The following is a 20,623-nucleotide window of genomic DNA, read 5'->3' on the forward strand; positions in this document are numbered from 1 at the left end:
ATTGACCAATCGTGCCGCGGGGTCCTTCGTCTCAAAGGCCCGCTGTCCAGTCCGTGTCCTGCGCCACGCCCCTGTATCGGGCCAGCGCGGCGGCGTTTTGGAGGAAGCTGGTGCTCGCTCCGCCGGCGAGCAGTGCAGCATGTATCACATTTGCGCCGCCCAATGCCAAATCCAATTCTCGGCTCGTGAAGATCCCGCCGATCACCCGCGGCATGGCCGCCGGGTCGATGGCCGGATCCTCCCGGGACGGCTGGCCGATGCCGGCCTCCCCGTCCCGATGGTCCCCGTTCTGATCCTCGTCGTCGAAGTCCTCGTCGTCGAAGTCTTCATCGTCGAGGTCGTCGTCTTCCAAATCTTCACCGTCCGCGTCGTCCTCGTCGAGGCCCGCCTCGGAGCGCGCGCGGCGTCGCATCACCTGCGCCACCTTGCGCCGCCCGTCGTCGGCGGCCTCGATCGCGTGGACCACGGCGACCGCCTGCCCCCTCGCGAGGGCGCTCGTCACCTTGCCGAACCCGGTCACCACCTTCCCGGCCTTGCGGGCCATGGAAAGCGACCCGAGCGCGGCCTCGGCCAAGAGCCGGTCCACCAGGTCCGGCAGGTCCGCCGGGGCCTCGGTCTCGACCTTGAACCCGCGGGAGAACACCCGCTTGCGAACCGCCTCGGCCACCACGGCCCGGCGCCCGCTGATCCAGACGCCGCGGCCCGGCAGCTTCGCCCTCAAGTCCGGCACCACCTGGCCGTCCGGGGCGCGGACGAACCGGATGAGGCCGGCGGTCGGACCGGTGGCGCGCGTCACCAGACAGGTCCTTTCGGAGTCGTCCCGCCGCGCCGCCATGCTCCCGTCCGTCCTCTCTTCACGCCTGTCGCGCCCGCCGGCATCCCGCCGGGCGCCTGGTCCTCGCCGATCCGGCGCCCCGTCGGGCGCCCGTGATCAGGCGCTCTGGGCTTCCGCCTCGGCGACCTCGCCGTCCACATCCGCGTCCGCGTCGGCGTCCGTCTCCGCCTCCTCGGCGGGAGCCTCGATCCAGCCGGCCGCCACGCGCGCGTTCATGACGATCGCCTCCGCGTCGGCGCGGCTCACGTCCAGGTCCGACAGGGCGCCCTTGTGCCGGGTCACCTCGCCGCCCTTGCGCTCGGTCCAGCCGACGAGATCGTCGGTGGCGCAGCCGGCGAGATCCTCCACGGTCTTCACGCCGTCCTTGCCGAGGGCCACCAGCATGGCGGTGGTCACGCCCGGGATGTCCTTCAGTTCGTCCGCGACCCCGAGCTTCACGCGCTCCTCGTCGAGTTCGCGCTCCTTGGCGTCCAGGAACTCCAGCGCGCGCGCCTGGATCTCCTCGGCGGTCTCGTCGTCGAAGCCCTCGATGGAGGCGATCTCGTCGCGGTCCACGTAGGCGAGTTCCTCCACCGAGCCGAAGCCTTCGGTGGCGAGCAGCTGGCCGACGACCTCGTCCACGTTGAGGGCGTTCATGAAGAGTTCGGTGCGCTCGTTGAATTCCTTCTGGCGGCGCTCGCTCTCCTCGGCCTCGGTCATGATGTCGATCGCCCAGCCGGTGAGCTGGCTGGCGAGGCGCACGTTCTGGCCGCGGCGGCCGATGGCGAGCGACAGCTGCTCGTCCGGCACCACCACCTCGATGCGCTCGGCGTCCTCGTCGAGCACCACCTTGGAGACTTCCGCCGGCTGCAGCGCGTTGACGATGAAGGTCGCGGCGTCCGGGTTCCACGGAATGATATCGATCTTCTCGCCCTGCAGCTCCTGCACCACCGCCTGCACGCGGCTGCCGCGCATGCCGACGCAAGCGCCGACCGGGTCGATGGAGCTGTCCTTGGAGATGACGGCGATCTTGGCGCGGGAGCCGGGGTCGCGGGCGACCGACTTCACCTCGATGACGCCGTCGTAGATCTCCGGCACCTCCTGGGCGAACAGCTTCGCCATGAACTGCGGATGGGTGCGGCTGAGGAAGACCTGGGGCCCGCGCTGCTCGCGGCGCACGTCGAAGATGAGCGCGCGGATGCGGTCGCCGTAGCGGAAGGTTTCGCGGGGGATCAGCTCGTCGCGGCGCACGATCGCCTCGCCGCGGCCGAGGTCGACGATGACGTTGCCGTATTCGACGCGCTTGACCACGCCGTTGACGATCTCGCCGATGCGATCCTTGAACTCGTCGAACTGGCGGTCGCGCTCGGCCTCGCGCACCTTCTGGACGATCACCTGCTTGGCCGACTGGGCGGCGATGCGGCCGAAGTCGATCGGCGGCAGCGGCTCGGCGATGAAGTCGCCGATGCGGGCGGCCGGGTTGCGGTGGCGCGCCTCGGCGAGGTCCACCTCGGTCGACACGTTCTCGACGGTCTCCACCACCTGCAGCAGGCGCTGCAGCCGGATCTCGCCGGTGCGCGGGTTGATCTCGGCGCGCACGTCCGTGTCCGAACCGTAGCGCGAGCGGGCCGCCTTCTGGATGGCGTCCTCCATGGCGGCGATCACGATCTGACGATCGATCGACTTCTCGCGCGCGACCGCATCGGCGATCTGCAGCAGTTCGAGTCGGTTCGCACTGACGGCCATGCTTCTCTTCTCCTGACCTCGGTGGGTCTATGCCTGCCGGCGGCGAGGGCGCCACGCCCCTTCGCGCCGCCCCCTCTTCAGTTCTTGCCCGCCTTCAGCGAGTCGCGGATCAGCGCGTCGTTGAGCACGAGGCGGGCGTCCGAGACGGTGTCGAGCGGAAACCAGACCTCGTCCACCCCGTCCGCCGGCTGCAGGAGGCGCATGCCCCCCTCGGCGGCCGACGGCTCGCCCCTGGTGCCGAGGATCCAGCCGCGGAAGCGCTTGCGTCCGAGCTGCGGCACGGACAGCTCCAGCTTGGCCTCGAACCCGGACCAGCGGTCGAAATCGGACCGGCGCACCAGCGGCCGGTCGATGCCCGGCGACGAGACCTCCAGGTGATAGGCCTTGTCGATCGGGTCGTCCACATCCAGCACCGGGGAGACGGCGCGGCTCACGGCCTCGCAGTCCTCCACGCTCATGGTGCCGTCGGCCTTCTCGGCCATGATCTGCAGGGTCAGGCCGTTGAGGCCGGACAGCTTCACCCGAACCAGCCGGTACCCGAGGTCGAGCAGCACCGGCTCGACGATCGCCGCCACCCGGGCGTCGACGCCCGTCTCGGCCACCACGCGCGGCTCGGTCAGATCCCCGGCCGGCGCGGCGCTGTCCGCGGGCTCGGTCGGAGGGGTCGGGGCGGTGTCTTCAGCGGTCATATGGGTCGGTCGATGCCTTCATGCAATCGATGCCCCGCCGCGGATAATAAAAAAGAGCGGGTTCCGGGGGAACCCACTCCAATCCGCTCTTAGCGAGCACATCAGAACTGATGGGCATCCTATACGCCGGGCGGGCGGCGAATGCAAGGCCGCCGCCCGCCCGGTCGCGCCTCGCGCGCTCAGAGGGTCAGGACCACGCGCCCGTCCACGTGCCCGGCCTTCAGCCGGTCGAACACGCCGTTGATGGCCTCCAGCGGCTCGGTGGAGGTGGTCGGCTTCACCTTGCCCTCGGCGGCGAACTCGATCGCTTCGGCAAGGTCGCGCCGGGTGCCCACGATGGAGCCGCGGATGGTGACGCGCTTCAGCACCACGTCGAAGATCGGGGTGGGGAAGTCGCCCGGCGGCAGGCCGACGAGGCTCACGGTGCCGCGCCGGCGGACCATCTTCAGGGCGTCCGCGAAGGCCTGGCGCGAGACGGCGGTGACCAGCACCCCGTGGGCGCCGCCGTGGGTGGCCTTCTGGATCGCCGCGCCCACGTCCTCCGTGGCGGCGTTCACCGCCACGTCGGCCCCGAGCGAGCGGGCAAGGTCCAGCTTGTCGTCCGCCACGTCCACGGCGGCCACGTGCAGGCCCATGGCCTTGGCATATTGGACGGCCACGTGGCCGAGGCCGCCGATGCCGGAGATCACCACCCATTCGCCCGGCCGGGCTTCGGTCTCCTTCAGGCCCTTGTAGGTGGTCACGCCGGCGCACAGGATGGGCGCCATGGCGACGAAGTCCGGGTTGTCCGGCAGGCGGCCCACGTAGTTGGCGTCGGCGAGCACGTATTCGGCATAGCCGCCGTCCACCCCGTAGCCGGTGTTGTGCTGGCCCTCGCAGAGCGTCTCCCAGCCGGTGGTGCAATGCTCGCAGCAGCCGCAGGCGTCGTGGAGCCACGGCACGCCCACCGGGTCACCCTCCTTCAGGCCGGTCACGCCCGGGCCGAGGGCGGCCACATAGCCGACGCCCTCGTGGCCCGGGATGAAGGGCAGCTTGGGCTTCACCGGCCAGTCGCCGTCGGCGGCGTGGATGTCCGTGTGGCAGACGCCGCTCGCCACGATCTTGACGAGCACCTGGCCGCGGCCGGGCTCGGGGACGGGCACCTCCTCCAGCACGAGCGGCTGGCCGAAGGCGTGGACGACGGCGGCTTTCATGGTCTTGGGCATGGGAGCGTCTCCGAGTTCCCGTGACGGACTGGAGCCACCCTAACGGGCGCCGGCGCACCCGCGCCTTGACCCGCGTCAAACATGCAACTGTCGCAATCGGGCGCGGCGCAGCGCCCTCCAGGCGGCCCGACCGCCCGGCCAACCGGTCAGCGGTCGGCGAAGCGCTCGTCGAAGGAATAGCCCGCGCCGCGCACCGTGCGGATCGGATCCGGCTCCTCCGGGCCGTTCAACGATCGGCGGAGCCGGCCGACGTGCACGTCGACGGTGCGGTCGTCCACGTAGACGTCCCGGCCCCACACGCCGTCGAGCAGCTGCTCGCGGGTATAGACGCGGCCGGGCGTCCGCATCAGGAAGTCGAGGAGGCGGAATTCGATCGGCCCCAGGTGGATGTCCCGGCCGGCGCGGCGGACCCGGTGGGTCTCCCGGTCGAGCTCGATCCCGCCGGCCTGGAGCCGGGTGGACACCAGATCGGGCGAGGCCCTGCGCAGCACCGCGTGGACGCGGGCGATCAGCTCCGGCACCGAGAAGGGCTTCACCACATAATCGTCGGCCCCGACCGCGAGGCCGCGGATCCGGTCGCCCTCGCTGCCGCGCGCGGTCAGCATGATCACCGGCAGGCGCGCGCTCGCCGGGTCCTGGCGCAGGCGCCGGCAGAGCTCCAGGCCCGAGACGCCCGGCAGCATCCAGTCGAGGATGAGGAGATCGGGCGGCGCCTCGCGGACGCTGAGCGCCGCGTCGTCGCCGGTGGAGACGACCTCCACGGCGAAGCCTTCCGCTTCCAGGTTGTAGCTGAGGAGAAGCCGGAGCGGCTCCTCGTCCTCGGCGATCAGGATCCGTGTCATGACCCGCCGCCGTCAGGTCCGCGCATCGGCCGGGGCCGGACGCCCGGGCGCTTCGCTCGGCATGTTCGCACCGCCACTCCCGCGCCGGCCGGGCGACCCGATCGGTCCCGGCGCCCAAACGCTCCGCGACGCGCCGGCTCCATGCCGCCGCCCAGTCGCGGATGACGTTCTAGTGACGGCGGGCCGGAAGATCAAGGCGTTGACCGGACGAGTCTTTCAAGAGGCCTCGCGAGGCGCTTCGGCGGCCTTCGCGGCCTCCAGCCAGACGCTGAAGCTCGCCCCTTCGCCCGGTTTGGAGCGGATCGTCAGCCGGCCCCTGTGGCGGGCCACGATGTGCTTGACGATGGCGAGCCCGAGGCCCGTGCCCTTGCGCCGCCGGCTCTGGTCCGCGTCGATGCGGTAGAAGCGCTCGGTCAGGCGCGGCAGATGTTCCGGCGGGATGCCGGGCCCGTCGTCCCGCACCGTGAGGAGCCGGCCGTCCGCCCCGTCCGGGCCCCGTTCCGCCGCGAGCGTGATCTCCACCAGGCCGCCGTCCCGGCCGTACTTGAGGGCGTTCTCCACCAGGTTCGCGGTCACCTGGATCAGCTCGTCCCGGTCGCCGCGCACCACATGGCCGCCGTCGGCGACCGCCCGCCGGATGGTGGCGCCCGTCTCCGTCGCCAGGGGGCCCAGCATGTCCACCACCTGGTCGACGATGCGGGCGAGGTCCACGGCCGCCTCCGGGCGCACGTGCGCCTTCATCTCGATGCGGCTCAGCGACAGAAGGTCGTCGATGAGCCGCGCCATCCGGCCGGCCTGCTCCAGCATGATCTTCAGGAAGCGCTCCCGGTTCACCTCGTCCTTGCGCGCCGGGCCGAGCAGGGTCTCGATGAAGCCGGTCAGGGAGGCGAGCGGGGTGCGCAGCTCGTGGCTGGCGTTGGCGATGAAGTCCACGCGCATCCGCTCCACCCGCATCATCTCGGTCTCGTCGTGGAGGCGCACGAAGATGAAGTCGGCGCGTGGCCGCCCCTCGCGCTTGCCCATGCGGATGCCGGCGACCCGCGCCACCCAGGCGCGCTCGGTCGGCACCCGCTCGCCGAAGCGCACAGTCTCCACCGTGTCGCCGCGGCCGACCCGTTCCAGGGCGGCCAGGAGCTCGGGCACCCGCAGCTTGAACGACAAAGGGTCGCCGGTCCGGCCGGCGCCGAACCGCTCGGTGGCGGCGTTGTTCTGATAGCGCACGATGCCGGTGCCGTCGGTGATGAAGCAGGGGTCCTCCATCACCTCGACGAGGAGCTTCATGCCGGTGTCCGGCCACACGGGCGTGCCGGCGGCGCGCACGGGCTTGCCCCGGATCCGTGCCGGCCCGGCGAGCCCGCCGGCCGCCGCCACGAGGGCGAGCACGACGACGCCCGCGAGGGCCGCGGCCGGCGGCACCTCGTAGAGAGCGACGGCGAGGACCGCGAGCCCCGCCGCGGCGGCCAGAAGCCAGCGACTGGACCGCACCCGGCCCAGCATGCGGGCCAGCCTTCCCTCCGGCCTGTCGTCCTCGTCCGTCTCGGCCATCGAGCCGCTCTCCCCGGTTTGCCGTTCAGCGCCCGCGCCGCCGACCGGCCCGGGCCTCCCCTCGCCCGGGCGACCGTCGCAGGGGGGACAGTGTGCCTCGAATCATCCACCGTGTCGCTTTGGCTTGCGAGGCTGGTAGCATCCGGCGGCGACGCTGGGGTGACGGGAGGAGCGGATGGCGAAGACGAAGAAGGCCGACAGCGGCCGGAAGGCCGAAGGTGCTCGGAAGGTCGAAGGTGTTCGGAAGACCGGCGGCCGTCGGAAAACCGCCGACGGCCGGACGGCCGACGGCGGGGCGGCCGCCCGCAACGGGGCGGACGCCGACGCGGCGCTCGGGGCGGACCGCCCCGAGGCGGTGGCCGCGCGCGAAGGCGCGGCCGTGCTGGCCGCCCAGGCGCCGGAGGCCCCGGCCATCCTGGTCGGCGGGATCGCGTTCGACCTCGACGATCCGCACCTGCCGCCGGAGATCCGCGATGGCGCGCTCGCCTCGGGCGGCTATCCCTACGAGGACACCACCAAGGACCGGGTCTACGAGGACCAGCTCCGCCTGCTGCAGATCGAGCTCGTCAAGCTGCAGCAGTGGGTGGTGGAGACCGGCGAGCGGGTGATGATCCTGTTCGAGGGGCGGGACGCGGCCGGCAAGGGCGGCATGGTGTCCACCTTCCGGGCCTACATGAACCCGCGCTCGGCCCGCTCCGTGGCGCTGCCGAAGCCGAGCGACACCGAGCGCGGCCAGTGGTATTTCCAGCGCTACGTCGCCCACCTGCCGACCCGCGGCGAAATCGTCCTGTTCGACCGGTCCTGGTACAACCGGGCCGGCGTGGAGCGGGTGATGGGCTTCTGCACCGAAGAGGAGAGCGACACCTTCCTGGCCGAGGCGCCCAAGCTGGAAGCCCTCCTGGTGGAGGACGGCCTGCGCCTCTTCAAGGTCTGGCTCGACATCGGCCGCGAGATGCAGCTGAAGCGCTTCCACGACCGGCGGCACGATCCCCTGAAGATCTGGAAGCTCTCTCCGGTCGACATCAAGGCGCTCGCGCTCTGGGACGACTATACCGCCGCGCGCGACCGCATGCTGGCGGCGACCCACACGGACCTCGCGCCCTGGCTGGTGATCAAGGCGAACGACAAGAAGCGGGCGCGGCTCAACGCCATCCGGCACGTTTTGACCCATCTCGACTACGAGGGGAAATCCGCCGACGCGATCGGGGCGGTGGACCCGGCCATCCTGGGCCACGGCCCCGACATCCTGAAAAGCGGCGGCTGAGGAGCCGCGCCCTCGGGCTTGCGTCCGAAAAGCGGCCGCCCCGGTCCGGCGGGCGGCCGGAGCGCGCGGGCCGCGGGTTCGCCCGTAAGGCCCGCTCGCCGTCCGCCGAGGTCGCGTCAGAGCGGGCGGAGCGGCACCTTGAGGGCGCCGACCAGCTCGGCGCCGGCGTCTCCGAAGCTGCAGCTCCCGCCGGCGGCGGTCACCAAGGTCTCCACCAGGAAGCGGCGGGCCTCGGCGGCCGCCTGGATCCGGGCCGCGTCGTCCCCGTCCACCGCACGCGCCGGCCCGGTCGCCGCCACGGTGAGTTCGATCAGGAGCGCGCCGTCGCGCACGCGCGGCGTCACCACCAGCCGGCGGCCGGAGCGCACCACGTCCAGCGCCTCGGCGAAGAAACCGTGCACGAGGTCGGCGAAGATGGCCGGGTTGGCCTCGATCGGCACCGGCAGGTAGGGCGGCACGAAGGCCACCTCGGCGCCCCTGCCTGCCCGCACCCGGAGGGTGGCGACCGCGTCCGCCAGATAGGGAACCACGTCGAAGCGGGCGATCCCGCCCTGGCGGGAGGCGCGCTCCAGGTCGGCCAGACGGTGGATCACGTCGCCGCGCAGGTCGTGCCCGGGCGTGCCGGCATCGGCGAACAGGATCTGGCCGGCGGCGAGATCCCGAAGGTCGGTGGTCCGGCTGGCGCGGTCGAGGGTCCGCATGAGCGCGCGCAACCACGGGCCGACGCCGCCCGCCTGCCGGGCGTCGGCGACCTCGGCCACCGCGTCCGTCTCCTCCGGCAGGAGCGTCGCCAGGATGCGGTCGAAGGCGGCGGCGGACAGGTCGTCCTTGGCCACGTAGCCGGCCGCTCCGGCGCGGCGGCCGATCAGCTCGATATCCTCGTTCTCCAGCGACGAGACCAGCACGACCTTGCAGTCCGGGTCGGCCTTGAGTTCGTCGACGAGCGGGATGGTGGTCTCGCTGCCGAGCCAGAAGTCGCACAGCACCACGTCGAACCGGTGCCTGGCGGTCATCGCCCGGGCGGCCGCGAGGGTCGGCGCGTGGGCGAACTCGACGGCGAAGCGGCCGGACTGGGACAGGTGCCGTCGGACGAGGAAGACGTCGTCCTCGTCGTCCTCCACGTAGAGAAGAGTGATCGGGCGCTGCGGACGCAGGTTCCCACGGCCGACGACCGTCAGGCGGGCGGTCTTGCGCGTGTCGGACGTGCGGTGGTCGGACGGACCGAACATCTCATCTCCCTCGCCGACCAACAGGCCGACGGTCTTTACGAATCACACCCAAGCCTTTCCCAAGGCGCTCTCCTTAACAAGACTTCAGCAACCATGATTAACAACTGGTTAACGACCTCCCACGGACCGCAGGAGGCCTTATGGATCTGTGAACCGAGGCGGGCGCGACCGTTTGCCAGCATTGGGAGGAGCCGGTAAGACCGGGACGCGGTCGTGCCGGGGCAGCGCGGGCTTGCGGGCGGGCCGCCAGGAGGTGAATGTCATGGCAGTTCTGGTCACGGGTGGCGCCGGCTACATCGGCAGCCACATGGTTCATGCGCTCGTTGACCGTGGCGAGACCGTGGTCGTGGTGGACGACCTGTCGACCGGGTTCGACGCCGTCCTGCCGGAGGCCGCCACCCTTGTGGTCGGCGACATCGGCGACCAGCCGCTGATCGAGGAGACGATCGCCCGCCATGGGGTGACCGGCATCGCCCATTTCGCCGGCTCGATCGTGGTGCCGGAATCCGTCTCCAACCCGTTGAAATACTATCACAACAATACCGTGAAGTCCCGGGCCCTGATCGAGGCGGCGGTGAAGCGGGGCGTGCAATCCTTCCTGTTCTCGTCCACGGCGGCGGTCTACGGCGAGCCCTCCAAGGCGCTGATCGACGAGACCATGGCGCCGGCGCCGGTGTCGCCCTACGGCTGGTCGAAGCTGATGACCGAGATCATGCTCCGCGACACCGCGGCCGCCCACGGCCTGCGCTACGCGGTGCTGCGCTACTTCAACGTGGCCGGGGCCGACCCGAAGGGCCGCACCGGCCAGTCGACCCCGAACGCCACCCACCTGATCAAGATCGCCAGCCAGACCGCCCTCGGCGACCGGCCGCACATGAGCGTGTTCGGCACCGACTACCCGACGCCGGACGGCACCTGCCTGCGCGACTACATCCACGTGACCGATCTGATCGACGCCCACGTCCTCGCCCTCGCCCACCTGATGGACGGCGGCGACAGCCTCACGTGCAACTGCGGCTACGGCACCGGCTACTCCGTGCTGGAGGTGATCGACGCGGTGAAACGCGTCTCGGGGGTGGACTTCAAGGTCGAAATCGCAGAGCGTCGCGCCGGGGATCCGTCGGCCCTCATCGCCGATTCCGCCAGGATCCGGGCCCTGCTCGGCTGGACCCCCAAGCATGCGGACCTGGACATGATCGTGTCCCACGCCCTGTCGTGGGAAGATTCGCTGAGAAAGCGCAACACCAAGCCCTGACGCGCCGGCGCCGGGGCTTCCCTGGAGACCCGGCAGCCCCATGCCCATGAAGACGACGGCGTCCGCCCTCCGGACGCTCGACATCGCCACCAAAGCCATCGATGCCGTCCGGTCCGAGATCGGCGACGGGAAACTCGGCGAGCGGCTGGCCGCTGCCGCCCGGCTGATCCGCGACGCCTCCGGGCGCCTGATCGTGGTCGGCGTCGGCAAGAGCGGCCATATCGGCCGCAAGCTCGCCGCCACCTTCGCGTCCACCGGCACGCCGGCGTATTTCGTGCACGCCGGCGAGGCGAGCCACGGCGACCTCGGCATGATCGACCGGGAGGACGTGGTGCTCGCCCTGTCCTGGTCCGGCGAGACCACCGAGCTCGCCGACATCCTGACCTACGCCAAGCGGTTCAACGTGCCGCTGATCGCCCTGACGTCGGGCGCCCAGTCCACCCTCGCCCGCAACGCGGACGTGGCGCTGGTGCTGCCGAAGGTGCAGGAGGCCTGCCCGAACGGGCTCGCCCCCACCACGTCCACCCTCCTCCAGCTCGCCATCGGGGACGCGCTCGCGATCGCGCTCCTGGAGGAGAAGGGCTTCTCGGCCATCGACTTCCGGGTCTTCCACCCGGGCGGCAAGCTCGGCGCGCAGCTCACCTTCGTGCGCGACCTGATGCACGAGGGCGACCGCATGCCGCTCCTTTCGACCGGAGCCCCGATGACGGACGCCCTGATGGAGATGACGTCGCGCGGGTTCGGCGTGGTCGGCATCACCGACCCCGCCGGCGACCTCGTCGGCGTGATCACGGACGGCGACCTCCGCCGGCACATGTCCATGGAGATCCTGTCGCTCCCGGTGGACGAGGTGATGAGCCGGGCGCCGAAGACGATCGCGCCGGACGTGATCGCCGGCGAGGCGCTGGAGTCCATGCAGGCCCAGCAGATCAGCGTCCTCTTCGTGGTCGAGAACGGCAAGCCCGTGGGCATCATCCACGTTCTCGACATGCTCCGGGCCGGCGTGGCCTGACCGGCCGCCCCCCGCCTTCAAAGGAAAACCGCCATGGCCATCGCCACGCCCCAGAAGACCGTCTCGGCCGGTCGCGTCACGTTCGGCAACGACCTTCCCTTCGTGCTCATCTCCGGCCCCTGCCAGATCGAGAGCCGCGACCACGCCTTCCGCATCGCCGACGCGCTCGCCGAGGCGACCGCCAAGGCGGACGTGCCGTTCGTCTACAAGTCGTCCTACGACAAGGCGAACCGCACGTCGCTGAAGGGCCAGCGCGGCATCGGCATCGAGGCCGGTCTGGAGATCCTCGCCGCCGTCCGGGAAACCTACGGCTGCCCGATCCTCACCGACATCCACGACATCGAGCAGGCCCGCCGGGCCGCCGAGGTGGTGGACATCATCCAGATCCCGGCCTTCCTCTGCCGCCAGACCGACCTGCTCCTCGCCGCCGGCGAGACCGGCGCGTGCATCAACGTCAAGAAGGGCCAGTTCCTCGCCCCGTGGGACATGGCGAACGTCGCCGACAAGATCGCCTCCACGGGCAACGAGAACATCCTCCTCTGCGACCGCGGCACCTCGTTCGGCTACGGCACGCTGATCACCGACTTCCGTGGCCTGCCGGTCATGGCCGAGACCGGCTATCCGGTGGTGTTCGACGCCACCCATTCGGTGCAGGAGCCCGGCGGGCGCGGCACCTCGTCCGGCGGCAAGCGGGCCTTCGCGCCGACGCTCGCCCGCGCCGCCATGGCGGTCGGCTGCGCGGCGGTGTTCGCGGAGGCCCACGACGATCCGGACAACGCCCCGTCCGACGGCCCGAACATGCTGCCGCTCTCCTGGATCCCGGGCTTCCTCGCCGACCTGAAGGCGCTCGACGAGATCGCCAAGGCGCGGGTGCTGACGGAAGGCTACTGACCGGCCGGGCCGCTCCGGCGCGGCCCCTGCCGCCGCCAAGGCGCCGCCAAGGCGGCGCGGGGCGGCGGCGGTCAGCGCCGGATGATCGCCTCCACCGGGGCGGTCAGGATGGTCGCCGGCGTGGTGATGATCACGCCGGCCGTCGTGCCGACCGCGCCGCCGAGGTTGCGCCCGATGGTGCCGATGGTCTCGCCGACGCTCGTCTCCTGGAACTCCAGGTCGTCGCCGGCGGCCAACCGGTCGCGCAGGCGCTGCAGGAAGCCGGGCGCCACGGCGTTGAACTTGTCGTGGTTCAGGCTGTCCAGCCCCTCCACGTTGGAGAGGTCGATCACGACCACGCCCAGTTCGGCGATGGCGGCCGTGTCCTCCGTGTAGCCGCCGACGCGCGGCTTGTCGCCGGCCAGGATGCTGGACACGAGGAGCGCCCGGTCGTCCTGCGACACCATCATGATGAAGGGCTTGTCCGGCTTGCCGTAGCGGTCCATCTGGGCGCGGAAGACGTCCACGTCGATGTCCGGCGAGGCGAGCACCACGTCGGTCAGCTTGCCGCCGAGGTCCGGGTTGCCGCTGATCTTGGCCTGCCGCAGCGCCTCCACGGCGATCCAGTTCCCCATCGAGTGGGCGAACAGCACCACGTTGCGCGCCCCGCTGTCGGCGGCGATGCGCAGCGTCTGCTCCAGGGCGTCCCGGGCCACGGTGGCGCTGTCGCGGTCGTAGACGTAGTCGAGGAGCGAGCCGCGCGACGCCCAGGTGAAGAGCACCGGCACGCCCGGGAAGTCCGTGTCGTGGACGATCTGGGCGAGCCGGTAGACCCCTTCGTCGAAGGCGGTGTTGTAGCCGTGCACGAACACGAAGACCGTGCGGTTCTCCGGCGCCTTGGCGCGTACGGCCGCCTCCAGGCGGCCGCGGAACGCGCCCTCCCCGTCCACGTAGTCGCGCTGGCGCGTCACGAAGTGGCGGGCCGGGTCGCCGGGCGCCCGGCGCGGCCATTCCACCGCGCCCGGCTTGTGGGCGGGCGGAATGGAGACGGTCAGGCGCGCGAAGTCGATACCGTCCGACCGCTCGCCGGAGAACATGGCCGGCGTCTCGGGGGCGCGCAGACGGGTCGTGGTGGCGAGGATCTCGACCTCGCTCGCCCCGGGCGCCGGCACGTCCGTCGGGATCAGGGCCCCTTCGTCCGGTCGGCCGGCGCAGGCCGACAGGGCGAGGACGGCGAGGAGGGCCAGGCGGGGCAGCGAACGCATCGACATTCTTCCATTCAACATGCGGGTTCTCTTTTGTCGATCCGGCGGCCGTCCCGCAAGGACGATCGTGCCGGCGGCCCGGATCGGCGCGCCCCGGCCGGCCCCGTCCCAGGCCCAGGCCCGGGCCGCGGAGCCAGGCCGCGGGCCTCTCCTCCATCGACCCTCTGGACAAGCGCGCCGGGATCGTGTCTCCGTTCCGGCTCCGACGAATTTGTGATCACAACAGCATGGCCCCACCCTCCCTCACCTCCCGCGCCGCCGCGCTTCTCACCGCCGAGCGCGGACGCTTCGCCGACCGCAACCCCAAGTCCCGCGCGCTCGCGGAGAGCGCCGGGCGGCATTTCCCCGGCGGCGTGCCGCTCCATTGGATGAAGGACTGGGGCACGCCCTTCCCGCTCGCGGTCGCGGAGGCGTCCGGTGCGGAGGTGCTGGACGCGGACGGCCACCGTCTGGCGGACTTCTGCCTCGGCGACACCGGCGCCATGTTCGGCCACGCGCCGGCCCCGGTGGTGGAGGCGATCCGCGCGGCGGCCGGCCACGGCCTCACCGCCATGATGCCGTCCACCGGCACGGCGGCTGTCGGCGACCTCCTCGCCGAGGTGTTCGCCCTGCCGTTCTGGCAGGTGACCCAGACGGCGAGCGACGCCAACCGGGCGGTGATCCGCTGGGCCCGGGCGATCACCGGGCGGCCGAGGATCCTGGTGTTCGAAGGCTGCTACCACGGCCAGGTGGACGACGCCTTCGTGGCCCGCGGGCCGGACGGCCGCACGGTGGTCCGCCCCGGCCTCCTCGGCCAGGTGGCGGACGTCGCCGCCACCACGGTCTGCTGCCCGTTCAACGACCTGCCGGCCGTCGAGGCGGCGCTCGCGGCCGGCGACGTGGCGCTGGTCCTCACCGAGCCGGCGCTCACGAACACCGCCATGGTGCTGCCCGCGCCCGGCTTCCTGGACGGCCTCGCGGCCGCCTGCCGGCGCGCCGGAACCCTCCTCTGCCTCGACGAGACCCACACGATCTCCACCGCGCGCGGCGGCTACGCCAGGGCGCACGGCCTCAAGCCGGACTTCCTGGTGGTCGGCAAGCCGGTCGCCGGCGGCCTTCCGGCCGCCGTGTTCGGCTTCACCGCCGACGTGGAGGCGGCCATGCGCCGGGCCGACGCGGAGCGGCCGGCGGGCTATTCGGGCATCGGCACCACGCTCTCCGGCAACATGCTCCAGCTCGCCGCCATGCGGGCGACGCTTGAGGACGTCATGACGCCGGAGGCCTACGGCCACATGCTGGCGCTCTCGGACCGGCTCGCCGCGGAGCTTTCCGCCGCCATTACCCGGCACGGCCTGCCCTGGTCGGTGACGCGCCTCGGCGCCCGGGCGGAGATCGTCCACTCGCCGACGCCGCTCACGGACGGCGCCCACGCGGCCGCCACGATCGATCACGACCTGGAGGCGGCGATCCACATCGCGCTCCTCAACCGCGAGGTCATCGTGACGCCCTTCCACAACATGACCCTCGTGTCGCCCGCCACCACCGCCGCCCACGTGGGCCGGCTGGCGGAGGCCTTCGACGACACCCTCACGGCTCTTCTCCGGTGACCGCCTTGACCGACCGCCCCGCCTTCATCGCCGATCCGTCCGAGGCCGAGGCCTTCCTCGCCGCCAACCCGGACGTGGTCCAGTTCGAGTGCTTCCTCACCGATCCGTCCGGGGTCCAGCGGGGCAAGATCCTCCGCCGGGAGGAGATGATGGGCGCCTACCGGCACGGCCGCCCGCTGCCCTGCTCCATCCTGTCGCTCGACATCCGGGGCGCGGACGTGGAGGAGACCGGCCTCGTCTGGGACGAGGGCGACAGCGACCGCATGTGCCGGCCCGTCAAGGGCACGCTGACCCGCTCGCCGTGGCGGTCGACGCCCACGGCCCAGTTCATCCTCACCTCGTTCGAGAAGGACGGCAGCGGCTCCGACGCGGACCCGCGCCATGCGCTCGCCCGCGTGACGGACGCCTGCCGGGCCGCCGGCCTCCATCCGGTGGCGGCGGTGGAGCTGGAATTCTACCTCCTCGACGGCAAGGCGGCCGCCGAGGGCCGCGCCGTGCCGCCGACCGCCCCCAACGGCTTCCGGCAGAGCGAACTGCAGGCCTATCTCGTCCAGGACCTGTCCGACTTCTCCGGTTTCCTGGACGACGTCTACAAGGCGGCCGAGATCGCCGGCCTGCCGGCCCGCACCCTCATCTCGGAATATTCGCCCGGGCAGCTGGAGATCGTCCTGGAACACCGGGACGACCCGCTCCGGGCCTGCGACGACGCCGTCCTGTGGAAGCGGCTCGTCAAGGGCGTCGCGGAGCGCCATGGCTACGCGGCCACCTTCATGGCCAAGCCCTACGCGGGCTTCGCCGGGTCGGGCACCCATCTCCACGTGAGCTTCGCCGACGCGGCCGGCACGAACCTCTTCGCCGGCGAGGAGCCGGCCGGCAACGCGCTCCTGCGCCAGGCGATCGCGGGCCTGGAAGCCACCATGGCGGAGTCCATGGCGCTGTTCGCCCCGAACGCCAATTCCTACCGCCGCTTCCGGGCCAATTCCTACGCGCCGGTCGGCCCGGCCTGGGCGATCGACAACCGGTCGGTGCCGATCCGCGTCACCGCCGGGCCGCCGAAGACGCGGCACCTGGAGCACCGGGTGTGCGGCGCCGACGCCAACCCCTACGTGGTCATGGCGGCCGTGCTCGCCGGCATGCTGGAGGGGGTGGAGAAGGGCCTCGCCCCGTCCGAGCCGATCACCGGCAACGGCTACGACCAGATCCCCCCGTCGCTGCCCCGGCACTGGCCGGAGGCGCTCCGCCGGGCGCGCCAGTCCGACTTCCTGAAGCGGCGGCTCGGCGAGCGGTTCACCGACGTCTTCCTCACCATCAAGGAAGCCGAGTGCGACCGCTTCTTCGCCGAGATCACCGACCGGGACTACGCCTGGTACCTGCGCCTCGCCTGACGGGCCCGCCGCGTCGGGGCGCGGCGGTTTCGGCCCCGCCCGTCATCGACCCGCCGCGTCGACGGCCCTATTCTCTTCCCGGCCGCCCGCCGAGGGCGGCCGCATCCACCATGGGAGAGACATCATGAAGCGCACCGCAACGGCAGTCTGGGCCGGAGCCCTCAAGGACGGCAAGGGCACGATCGACACCCAGAGCGGCACGTTCTCCGGCCAGCCCTACTCGTTCAAGGGCCGGTTCGAGGACGAGAGCGGACGCTCCGGCACGAACCCGGAGGAGCTGATCGCCGCCGCCCACGCGGGCTGCTTCGCCATGCAGCTGTCCCATTTCCTGGCCGAGAACGGCACGCCGGCGGATCGCCTGGAGGCGACCGCCGCCGTGGAGCTGATACCGGGCACCGGCATCACCGGCAGCGCGCTGACCCTGAAGGCGACCGTGCCGGGCATCGACGAGGCGAAGTTCCGCGAGCTCGCCGACAAGGCGAAGGCCGAATGCCCGGTCTCGCGCGCCCTCGGAGCCATCACGGTGACCCTCGACGCCTCGCTCGCCTGAGCCATGGCTCGTGAAGGTCGGCATGCCGGCGCCCGTCGAGGGCCCGGCAGGCCGGGACGTCACGAGCCTGATCTGAGAGGCGGGGGCCGCGGCGTCCCGACGACGCGCGGCCCGGACGACGACGGACGCGCGGGCGTGACCGCCGCCCGCGCCCCTTCAGGGGCCGCCGCCCGCCGTGGGCCGGCGATCCGCCGCGATCAGAAGGGCGTGCGCGCCCGGATGGCCGCCGCCAGGGTGCCTTCGTCCAGATAGTCGAGCTCGCCGCCGACCGGCACCCCGTGGGCGAGCCGCGACACCGTCACGTCGAGGCCCTGCAGCCGGTCGGTCACGTAGTGGGCCGTCGTCTGGCCGTCCACCGTGGCGTTCACCGCCAGGATCACCTCCCGGACGGCGGGGTCGTGCGCCCGCTCCACGAGCCCGGCGATGTCGAGGTCGTCCGGGCCGACGCCGTTCAGCGGAGAGAGGACGCCGCCGAGCACGTGGTACCGGGCGTCCACGGCCCCGGACCGCTCCAGCGCCCAGAGGTCGGACACGTCCTCCACCACCACGATCGTGCTGGCGTCCCGGCGCGGGTCGGTGCAGACCGCGCACGGGTCCGACGTGTCGATGTTGCCGCAGGTGGAGCAGACGCGGACGCTCTCGCCCACCCGGCCGAGGGCCTCGGCGAGCGGCACCAGGAGCTGGTCCTTGCGCTTGACGAGCTGCAGGGCGGCGCGGCGCGCCGACCGCGGCCCGAGCCCCGGCAGGCGCGCCAGGAGCTGGACCAGCCGCTCGATCTCCGGACCGGTGACGCGTCTCGACATGGATGTCCTTCAGGCAGGCGCCCGCCGGGCGCGGCGTTCGGGCGGGGCGGGGCTCAGAACGGCAGCTTCATGCCGGCCGGCAGGTTGAGCCCGCCGGTCACCGACTGCATCTTCTCGGCGACGGCGGCCTCCAGCTTGACGCGCGCGTCCGCGTGGGCGGCCACGATCAGGTCCTCCAGGATGTCCACCTCGTCCTCCTTGGCGAGCGACGGGTCGATCTTCAGGGCCTTCAGGTCGCCCTTGCCGGACAGGGTCACCGACACGAGGCCCGCGCCGGAGGCGCCGGTCACCTCCAGGCGGCCGATCTCCTCCTGGGCCTCGGCCATCTTGGCCTGGAGGGCCTGGGCCTGCTTCATCATCTTGCCGAGGTCGCCGAACATGGGAGATCTCCTTCGTCTTCGGGTCTTGGTATGGTTAGTCGTCGAAATCCGACGGGACCCAGTCGGGCACCAGGAAGTCGCCGTCGAGGTCGTCCGCCATGGTGCCGACCGGGTCGAACACCGTCTCCGCCGCCGCCTCCTGGGCCTCCAGGCGCACGTCCACGATCTCGGCGCCCGGGAAGCGGGCCAGGATGGCGGAGACCACCGGGTCGGCCCGGGCGTCGTCCACCGCCATCCGGCGGGCGGCGTCGCGGCGGGACTGGATGGTCTCCTCGCCGTCCTCGCGCGACAGGGCCACGATCCAGCGCCGGCCGGTCCAGTCGGTGAGCTTGCGGCCGAGGTCGCCGGCAAGGTTCGGGTGGGCCGTCGGCAGCGGATTGAGCTCCAGCCGGCCGTCCTCCAGGCGGACGAGCCGGACGTCGCGCTCGAGCGCGATCTTGAGGCCGATCTCGCGCTTCTCGGCGAGGAGCGCGATCACGTCGTCGAAGGTGGCGAGCGCCAGCGTCGGCTCGCCGGCCGGCTGGGGCCGGGCGGGCTCGCGGGCGCCGGACCGGCCGTCCGCCGCCACCGTGCGCAGCATGGCCTGGGGCGCGCCGCCGCCCAGGCCGCCGCCGCCGGGACCGGCGCCGAGGCCGCTCCCGGGGCCTCCGGGACCGCCCTGGAAGGCGGCGATGCCCTCGCGCAGCTGCCGGATCGCCTCGTCCGGGGTCGGCAGGTCGCTCGCATAGGCGAGGCGCACCAGCACCATCTCGGCGGCCGGCAGCGGCCGGGGCGCCGCCTGCACCTCGGCGATGCCCTTCAGGAGCAGCTGCCAGGCGCGCGACAGCACGCGGACCGACAGCGCGTCCGCGAACGCCTTGCCGCGGGCGCGCTCCGCCTCGGTCAGCGCCGGGTCGTCCGCCATGGCGGGCATGTGCTTCATGCGGGTGACGAGGTGCACGAAGGCGGCGAGATCGGAGAGGAGCACCGCCGGGTCGGCGCCGACGTCGTACTGGTCGGAGAGTTCCGCGAGCGCCGCCCCCACGTCGCCCTTCATGATCATCTCGAAGAGATCGATCACCCGGGCCCGGTCGGCGAGGCCCAGCATGCTGCGCACGGTCTCGGCCGACACCGAGCCGCCGCCGTGGGCGATCGCCTGGTCCAGAATGGTGAGGCTGTCGCGCACCGAGCCTTCCGCCGCCCGGGCGATCAGGGCGACCGCCTCGTCCTCGATCGTCACCGCCTCGGCGGCCGCGATCGCCTTCAGGTGGCCGGTGATCAGGCCGCCGTCCACCCGGCGCAGGTCGAAGCGCTGGCAGCGGGACAGGACCGTGATCGGCACCTTGCGGATCTCGGTGGTGGCGAAGATGAACTTCACGTGCTCCGGCGGCTCCTCCAGGGTCTTCAGGAGGGCGTTGAACGCCGCCGTGGAGAGCATGTGCACTTCGTCGATGATGTAGACCTTGTAGCGGGCCGACACGGGCTTGTAGCGCGACGCCTCGATCACCTCGCGCACGTCGTTGACGCCGGTGTGGGAGGCGGCGTCCATCTCGATCACGTCCACGTGCCGGCCTTCCATGATGGCGCGGCAGTGGACGCCCTCGCGGGCGAGATCGACGGTCGGACGGTCCGCCTCGCCGGGCACCTCGTAGTTGAGCGCGCGGGCGAGGATGCGGGCGGTGGTGGTCTTGCCCACCCCGCGCACGCCGGTCAGCATCCAGGCCTGGGCGATGCGGCCGGTCTCGAACGCGTTCGAGAGGGTGCGCACCATGGCGCCGTGGCCGATCAGGTCGGCGAAGCTCTGGGGACGGTACTTGCGGGCGAGGACGCGGTAGCCGCCGGGCTTCCCGTCGGCAGGCGGCGCGGCTTCGATGAGGGCGGGCGTGTCGTCCATGGTCGGCTCCGGCGAGGCGCGGTCATCTCTGGCGCGGCGCGCCGGCGGGGACCGCGGACCCGGATCCCTCATCCCCGAGGCCCGCACGGGGCGGGAGGAGCGGTGCGGGGTGGGAGGCCGACGAGTGACCCGAGCCGGAGCTCGTTGGGGCTGCTTCCTTCCGGACCTGACCCGGTTGGCGAGTGGCACGTCCACCGCCAACCTCCCGCGTCACATATCGCGACTGGAGGGGAAAAACGCAAGAGGGCTTCGGCGCATCGCCTGGGGACGGCCCCCGCGCCCCACCCGCCGCCGGCCTCCCGGTCCCGTC

At 72.0% G+C, this 20,623-nt stretch carries 17 protein-coding genes, 1 other RNA gene and 1 pseudogene; 7 read left to right on the forward strand and 12 right to left on the reverse strand.

The window, feature by feature from the left end; genetic code table 11:
• Window positions 1-31: 31 nt before the first annotated feature.
• From HND91_RS17970 to HND91_RS17995, 6 genes and pseudogenes are all read right to left on the reverse strand, one after another.
• Window positions 32-841, reverse strand: a pseudogene (locus HND91_RS17970) (RNA-binding protein); the annotation flags it as partial.
• A 90-nt stretch (window positions 842-931) separates the two neighbouring features.
• On the reverse strand, window positions 932-2,560 hold the full coding sequence (nusA, locus tag HND91_RS17975) for a transcription termination factor NusA (RefSeq protein ID WP_181707984.1): 1,629 nt from the start codon (window positions 2,558-2,560) through the stop codon (window positions 932-934).
• A gap of 77 nt (window positions 2,561-2,637) precedes the next feature.
• Window positions 2,638-3,249 (reverse strand): ribosome maturation factor RimP, encoded by a 612-nt coding sequence (gene rimP, locus HND91_RS17980; RefSeq protein ID WP_181707985.1) that lies wholly within the window; start codon window positions 3,247-3,249, stop codon window positions 2,638-2,640.
• A gap of 179 nt (window positions 3,250-3,428) precedes the next feature.
• Complete coding sequence (gene adhP, locus HND91_RS17985) at window positions 3,429-4,454, reverse strand: alcohol dehydrogenase AdhP (RefSeq protein WP_181707986.1); 1,026 nt, start codon at window positions 4,452-4,454, stop codon at window positions 3,429-3,431.
• A gap of 146 nt (window positions 4,455-4,600) precedes the next feature.
• The gene (gene phoB, locus HND91_RS17990; protein WP_181707987.1) at window positions 4,601-5,296 is read right to left on the reverse strand and encodes a phosphate regulon transcriptional regulator PhoB; all 696 of its coding nucleotides are present in this window, start codon (window positions 5,294-5,296) and stop codon (window positions 4,601-4,603) included.
• 216 nt (window positions 5,297-5,512) lie between these two features.
• Entirely contained in the window at window positions 5,513-6,841 is a 1,329-nt protein-coding gene (locus HND91_RS17995; protein ID WP_181707988.1) for an ATP-binding protein, read from the reverse strand.
• Between the two features lie 175 nt (window positions 6,842-7,016).
• On the opposite strand from HND91_RS17995, the gene ppk2 reads away from it, so the two are divergent.
• Window positions 7,017-8,105 (forward strand): polyphosphate kinase 2, encoded by a 1,089-nt coding sequence (gene ppk2, locus HND91_RS18000; RefSeq protein ID WP_181707989.1) that lies wholly within the window; start codon window positions 7,017-7,019, stop codon window positions 8,103-8,105.
• A 116-nt stretch (window positions 8,106-8,221) separates the two neighbouring features.
• Here ppk2 and HND91_RS18005 read toward each other — a convergent pair whose 3' ends face one another.
• Window positions 8,222-9,334 carry a response regulator gene (locus HND91_RS18005; protein WP_181707990.1) on the reverse strand — a complete coding sequence of 371 codons (1,113 nt, stop codon included), beginning with the start codon at window positions 9,332-9,334 and terminating at the stop codon, window positions 8,222-8,224.
• A 262-nt stretch (window positions 9,335-9,596) separates the two neighbouring features.
• Here HND91_RS18005 and galE point away from each other — a divergent pair, with 262 nt between their 5' ends.
• From galE to kdsA, 3 genes are read left to right on the forward strand one after another with little or no spacing between them, the layout of a single operon-like run.
• The gene (gene galE, locus HND91_RS18010; RefSeq protein WP_181707991.1) at window positions 9,597-10,589 is read left to right on the forward strand and encodes a UDP-glucose 4-epimerase GalE; all 993 of its coding nucleotides are present in this window, start codon (window positions 9,597-9,599) and stop codon (window positions 10,587-10,589) included.
• A 40-nt stretch (window positions 10,590-10,629) separates the two neighbouring features.
• Complete coding sequence (locus HND91_RS18015) at window positions 10,630-11,601, forward strand: KpsF/GutQ family sugar-phosphate isomerase (protein ID WP_181707992.1); 972 nt, start codon at window positions 10,630-10,632, stop codon at window positions 11,599-11,601.
• 33 nt (window positions 11,602-11,634) lie between these two features.
• The gene (kdsA, locus tag HND91_RS18020; RefSeq protein WP_181707993.1) at window positions 11,635-12,492 is read left to right on the forward strand and encodes a 3-deoxy-8-phosphooctulonate synthase; all 858 of its coding nucleotides are present in this window, start codon (window positions 11,635-11,637) and stop codon (window positions 12,490-12,492) included.
• Window positions 12,493-12,563: 71 nt separating this feature from the next.
• Here the strand turns inward: kdsA and HND91_RS18025 are convergent, their stop codons facing one another.
• On the reverse strand, window positions 12,564-13,736 hold the full coding sequence (locus tag HND91_RS18025; RefSeq protein ID WP_181707994.1) for an alpha/beta hydrolase: 1,173 nt from the start codon (window positions 13,734-13,736) through the stop codon (window positions 12,564-12,566).
• A 227-nt stretch (window positions 13,737-13,963) separates the two neighbouring features.
• On the opposite strand from HND91_RS18025, the gene HND91_RS18030 reads away from it, so the two are divergent.
• From HND91_RS18030 to HND91_RS18040, 3 genes are all read left to right on the forward strand, one after another.
• Window positions 13,964-15,322, forward strand: coding sequence for an aspartate aminotransferase family protein (locus tag HND91_RS18030; RefSeq protein WP_181707995.1), 1,359 nt, complete (start codon window positions 13,964-13,966; stop codon window positions 15,320-15,322).
• A gap of 5 nt (window positions 15,323-15,327) precedes the next feature.
• Window positions 15,328-16,707 (forward strand): glutamine synthetase family protein, encoded by a 1,380-nt coding sequence (locus HND91_RS18035; protein ID WP_210272778.1) that lies wholly within the window; start codon window positions 15,328-15,330, stop codon window positions 16,705-16,707.
• Window positions 16,708-16,831: 124 nt separating this feature from the next.
• Window positions 16,832-17,257: an OsmC family protein gene (locus HND91_RS18040; RefSeq protein WP_181707996.1), complete on the forward strand. Its 426-nt coding sequence runs from the start codon at window positions 16,832-16,834 to the stop codon at window positions 17,255-17,257.
• A gap of 197 nt (window positions 17,258-17,454) precedes the next feature.
• On the opposite strand, the gene recR is transcribed toward HND91_RS18040, so the two are convergent.
• The 4 genes from recR to ffs form a co-directional block, all read right to left on the reverse strand.
• Entirely contained in the window at window positions 17,455-18,060 is a 606-nt protein-coding gene (gene recR, locus HND91_RS18045) for a recombination mediator RecR (RefSeq protein WP_181707997.1), read from the reverse strand.
• Between the two features lie 53 nt (window positions 18,061-18,113).
• Window positions 18,114-18,440 (reverse strand): YbaB/EbfC family nucleoid-associated protein, encoded by a 327-nt coding sequence (locus HND91_RS18050; RefSeq protein WP_181707998.1) that lies wholly within the window; start codon window positions 18,438-18,440, stop codon window positions 18,114-18,116.
• A gap of 34 nt (window positions 18,441-18,474) precedes the next feature.
• Window positions 18,475-20,313 (reverse strand): DNA polymerase III subunit gamma/tau, encoded by a 1,839-nt coding sequence (locus HND91_RS18055; protein ID WP_246329562.1) that lies wholly within the window; start codon window positions 20,311-20,313, stop codon window positions 18,475-18,477.
• A gap of 109 nt (window positions 20,314-20,422) precedes the next feature.
• An RNA gene (gene ffs / locus HND91_RS18060) (signal recognition particle sRNA small type) lies at window positions 20,423-20,519 on the reverse strand.
• Window positions 20,520-20,623: the final 104 nt, after the last annotated feature.

This window comes from Chthonobacter rhizosphaerae (genome assembly GCF_013839525.1).
In the GTDB taxonomy this organism is placed as follows: Bacteria; Pseudomonadota; Alphaproteobacteria; order Rhizobiales; family Pleomorphomonadaceae; genus Chthonobacter; species Chthonobacter rhizosphaerae.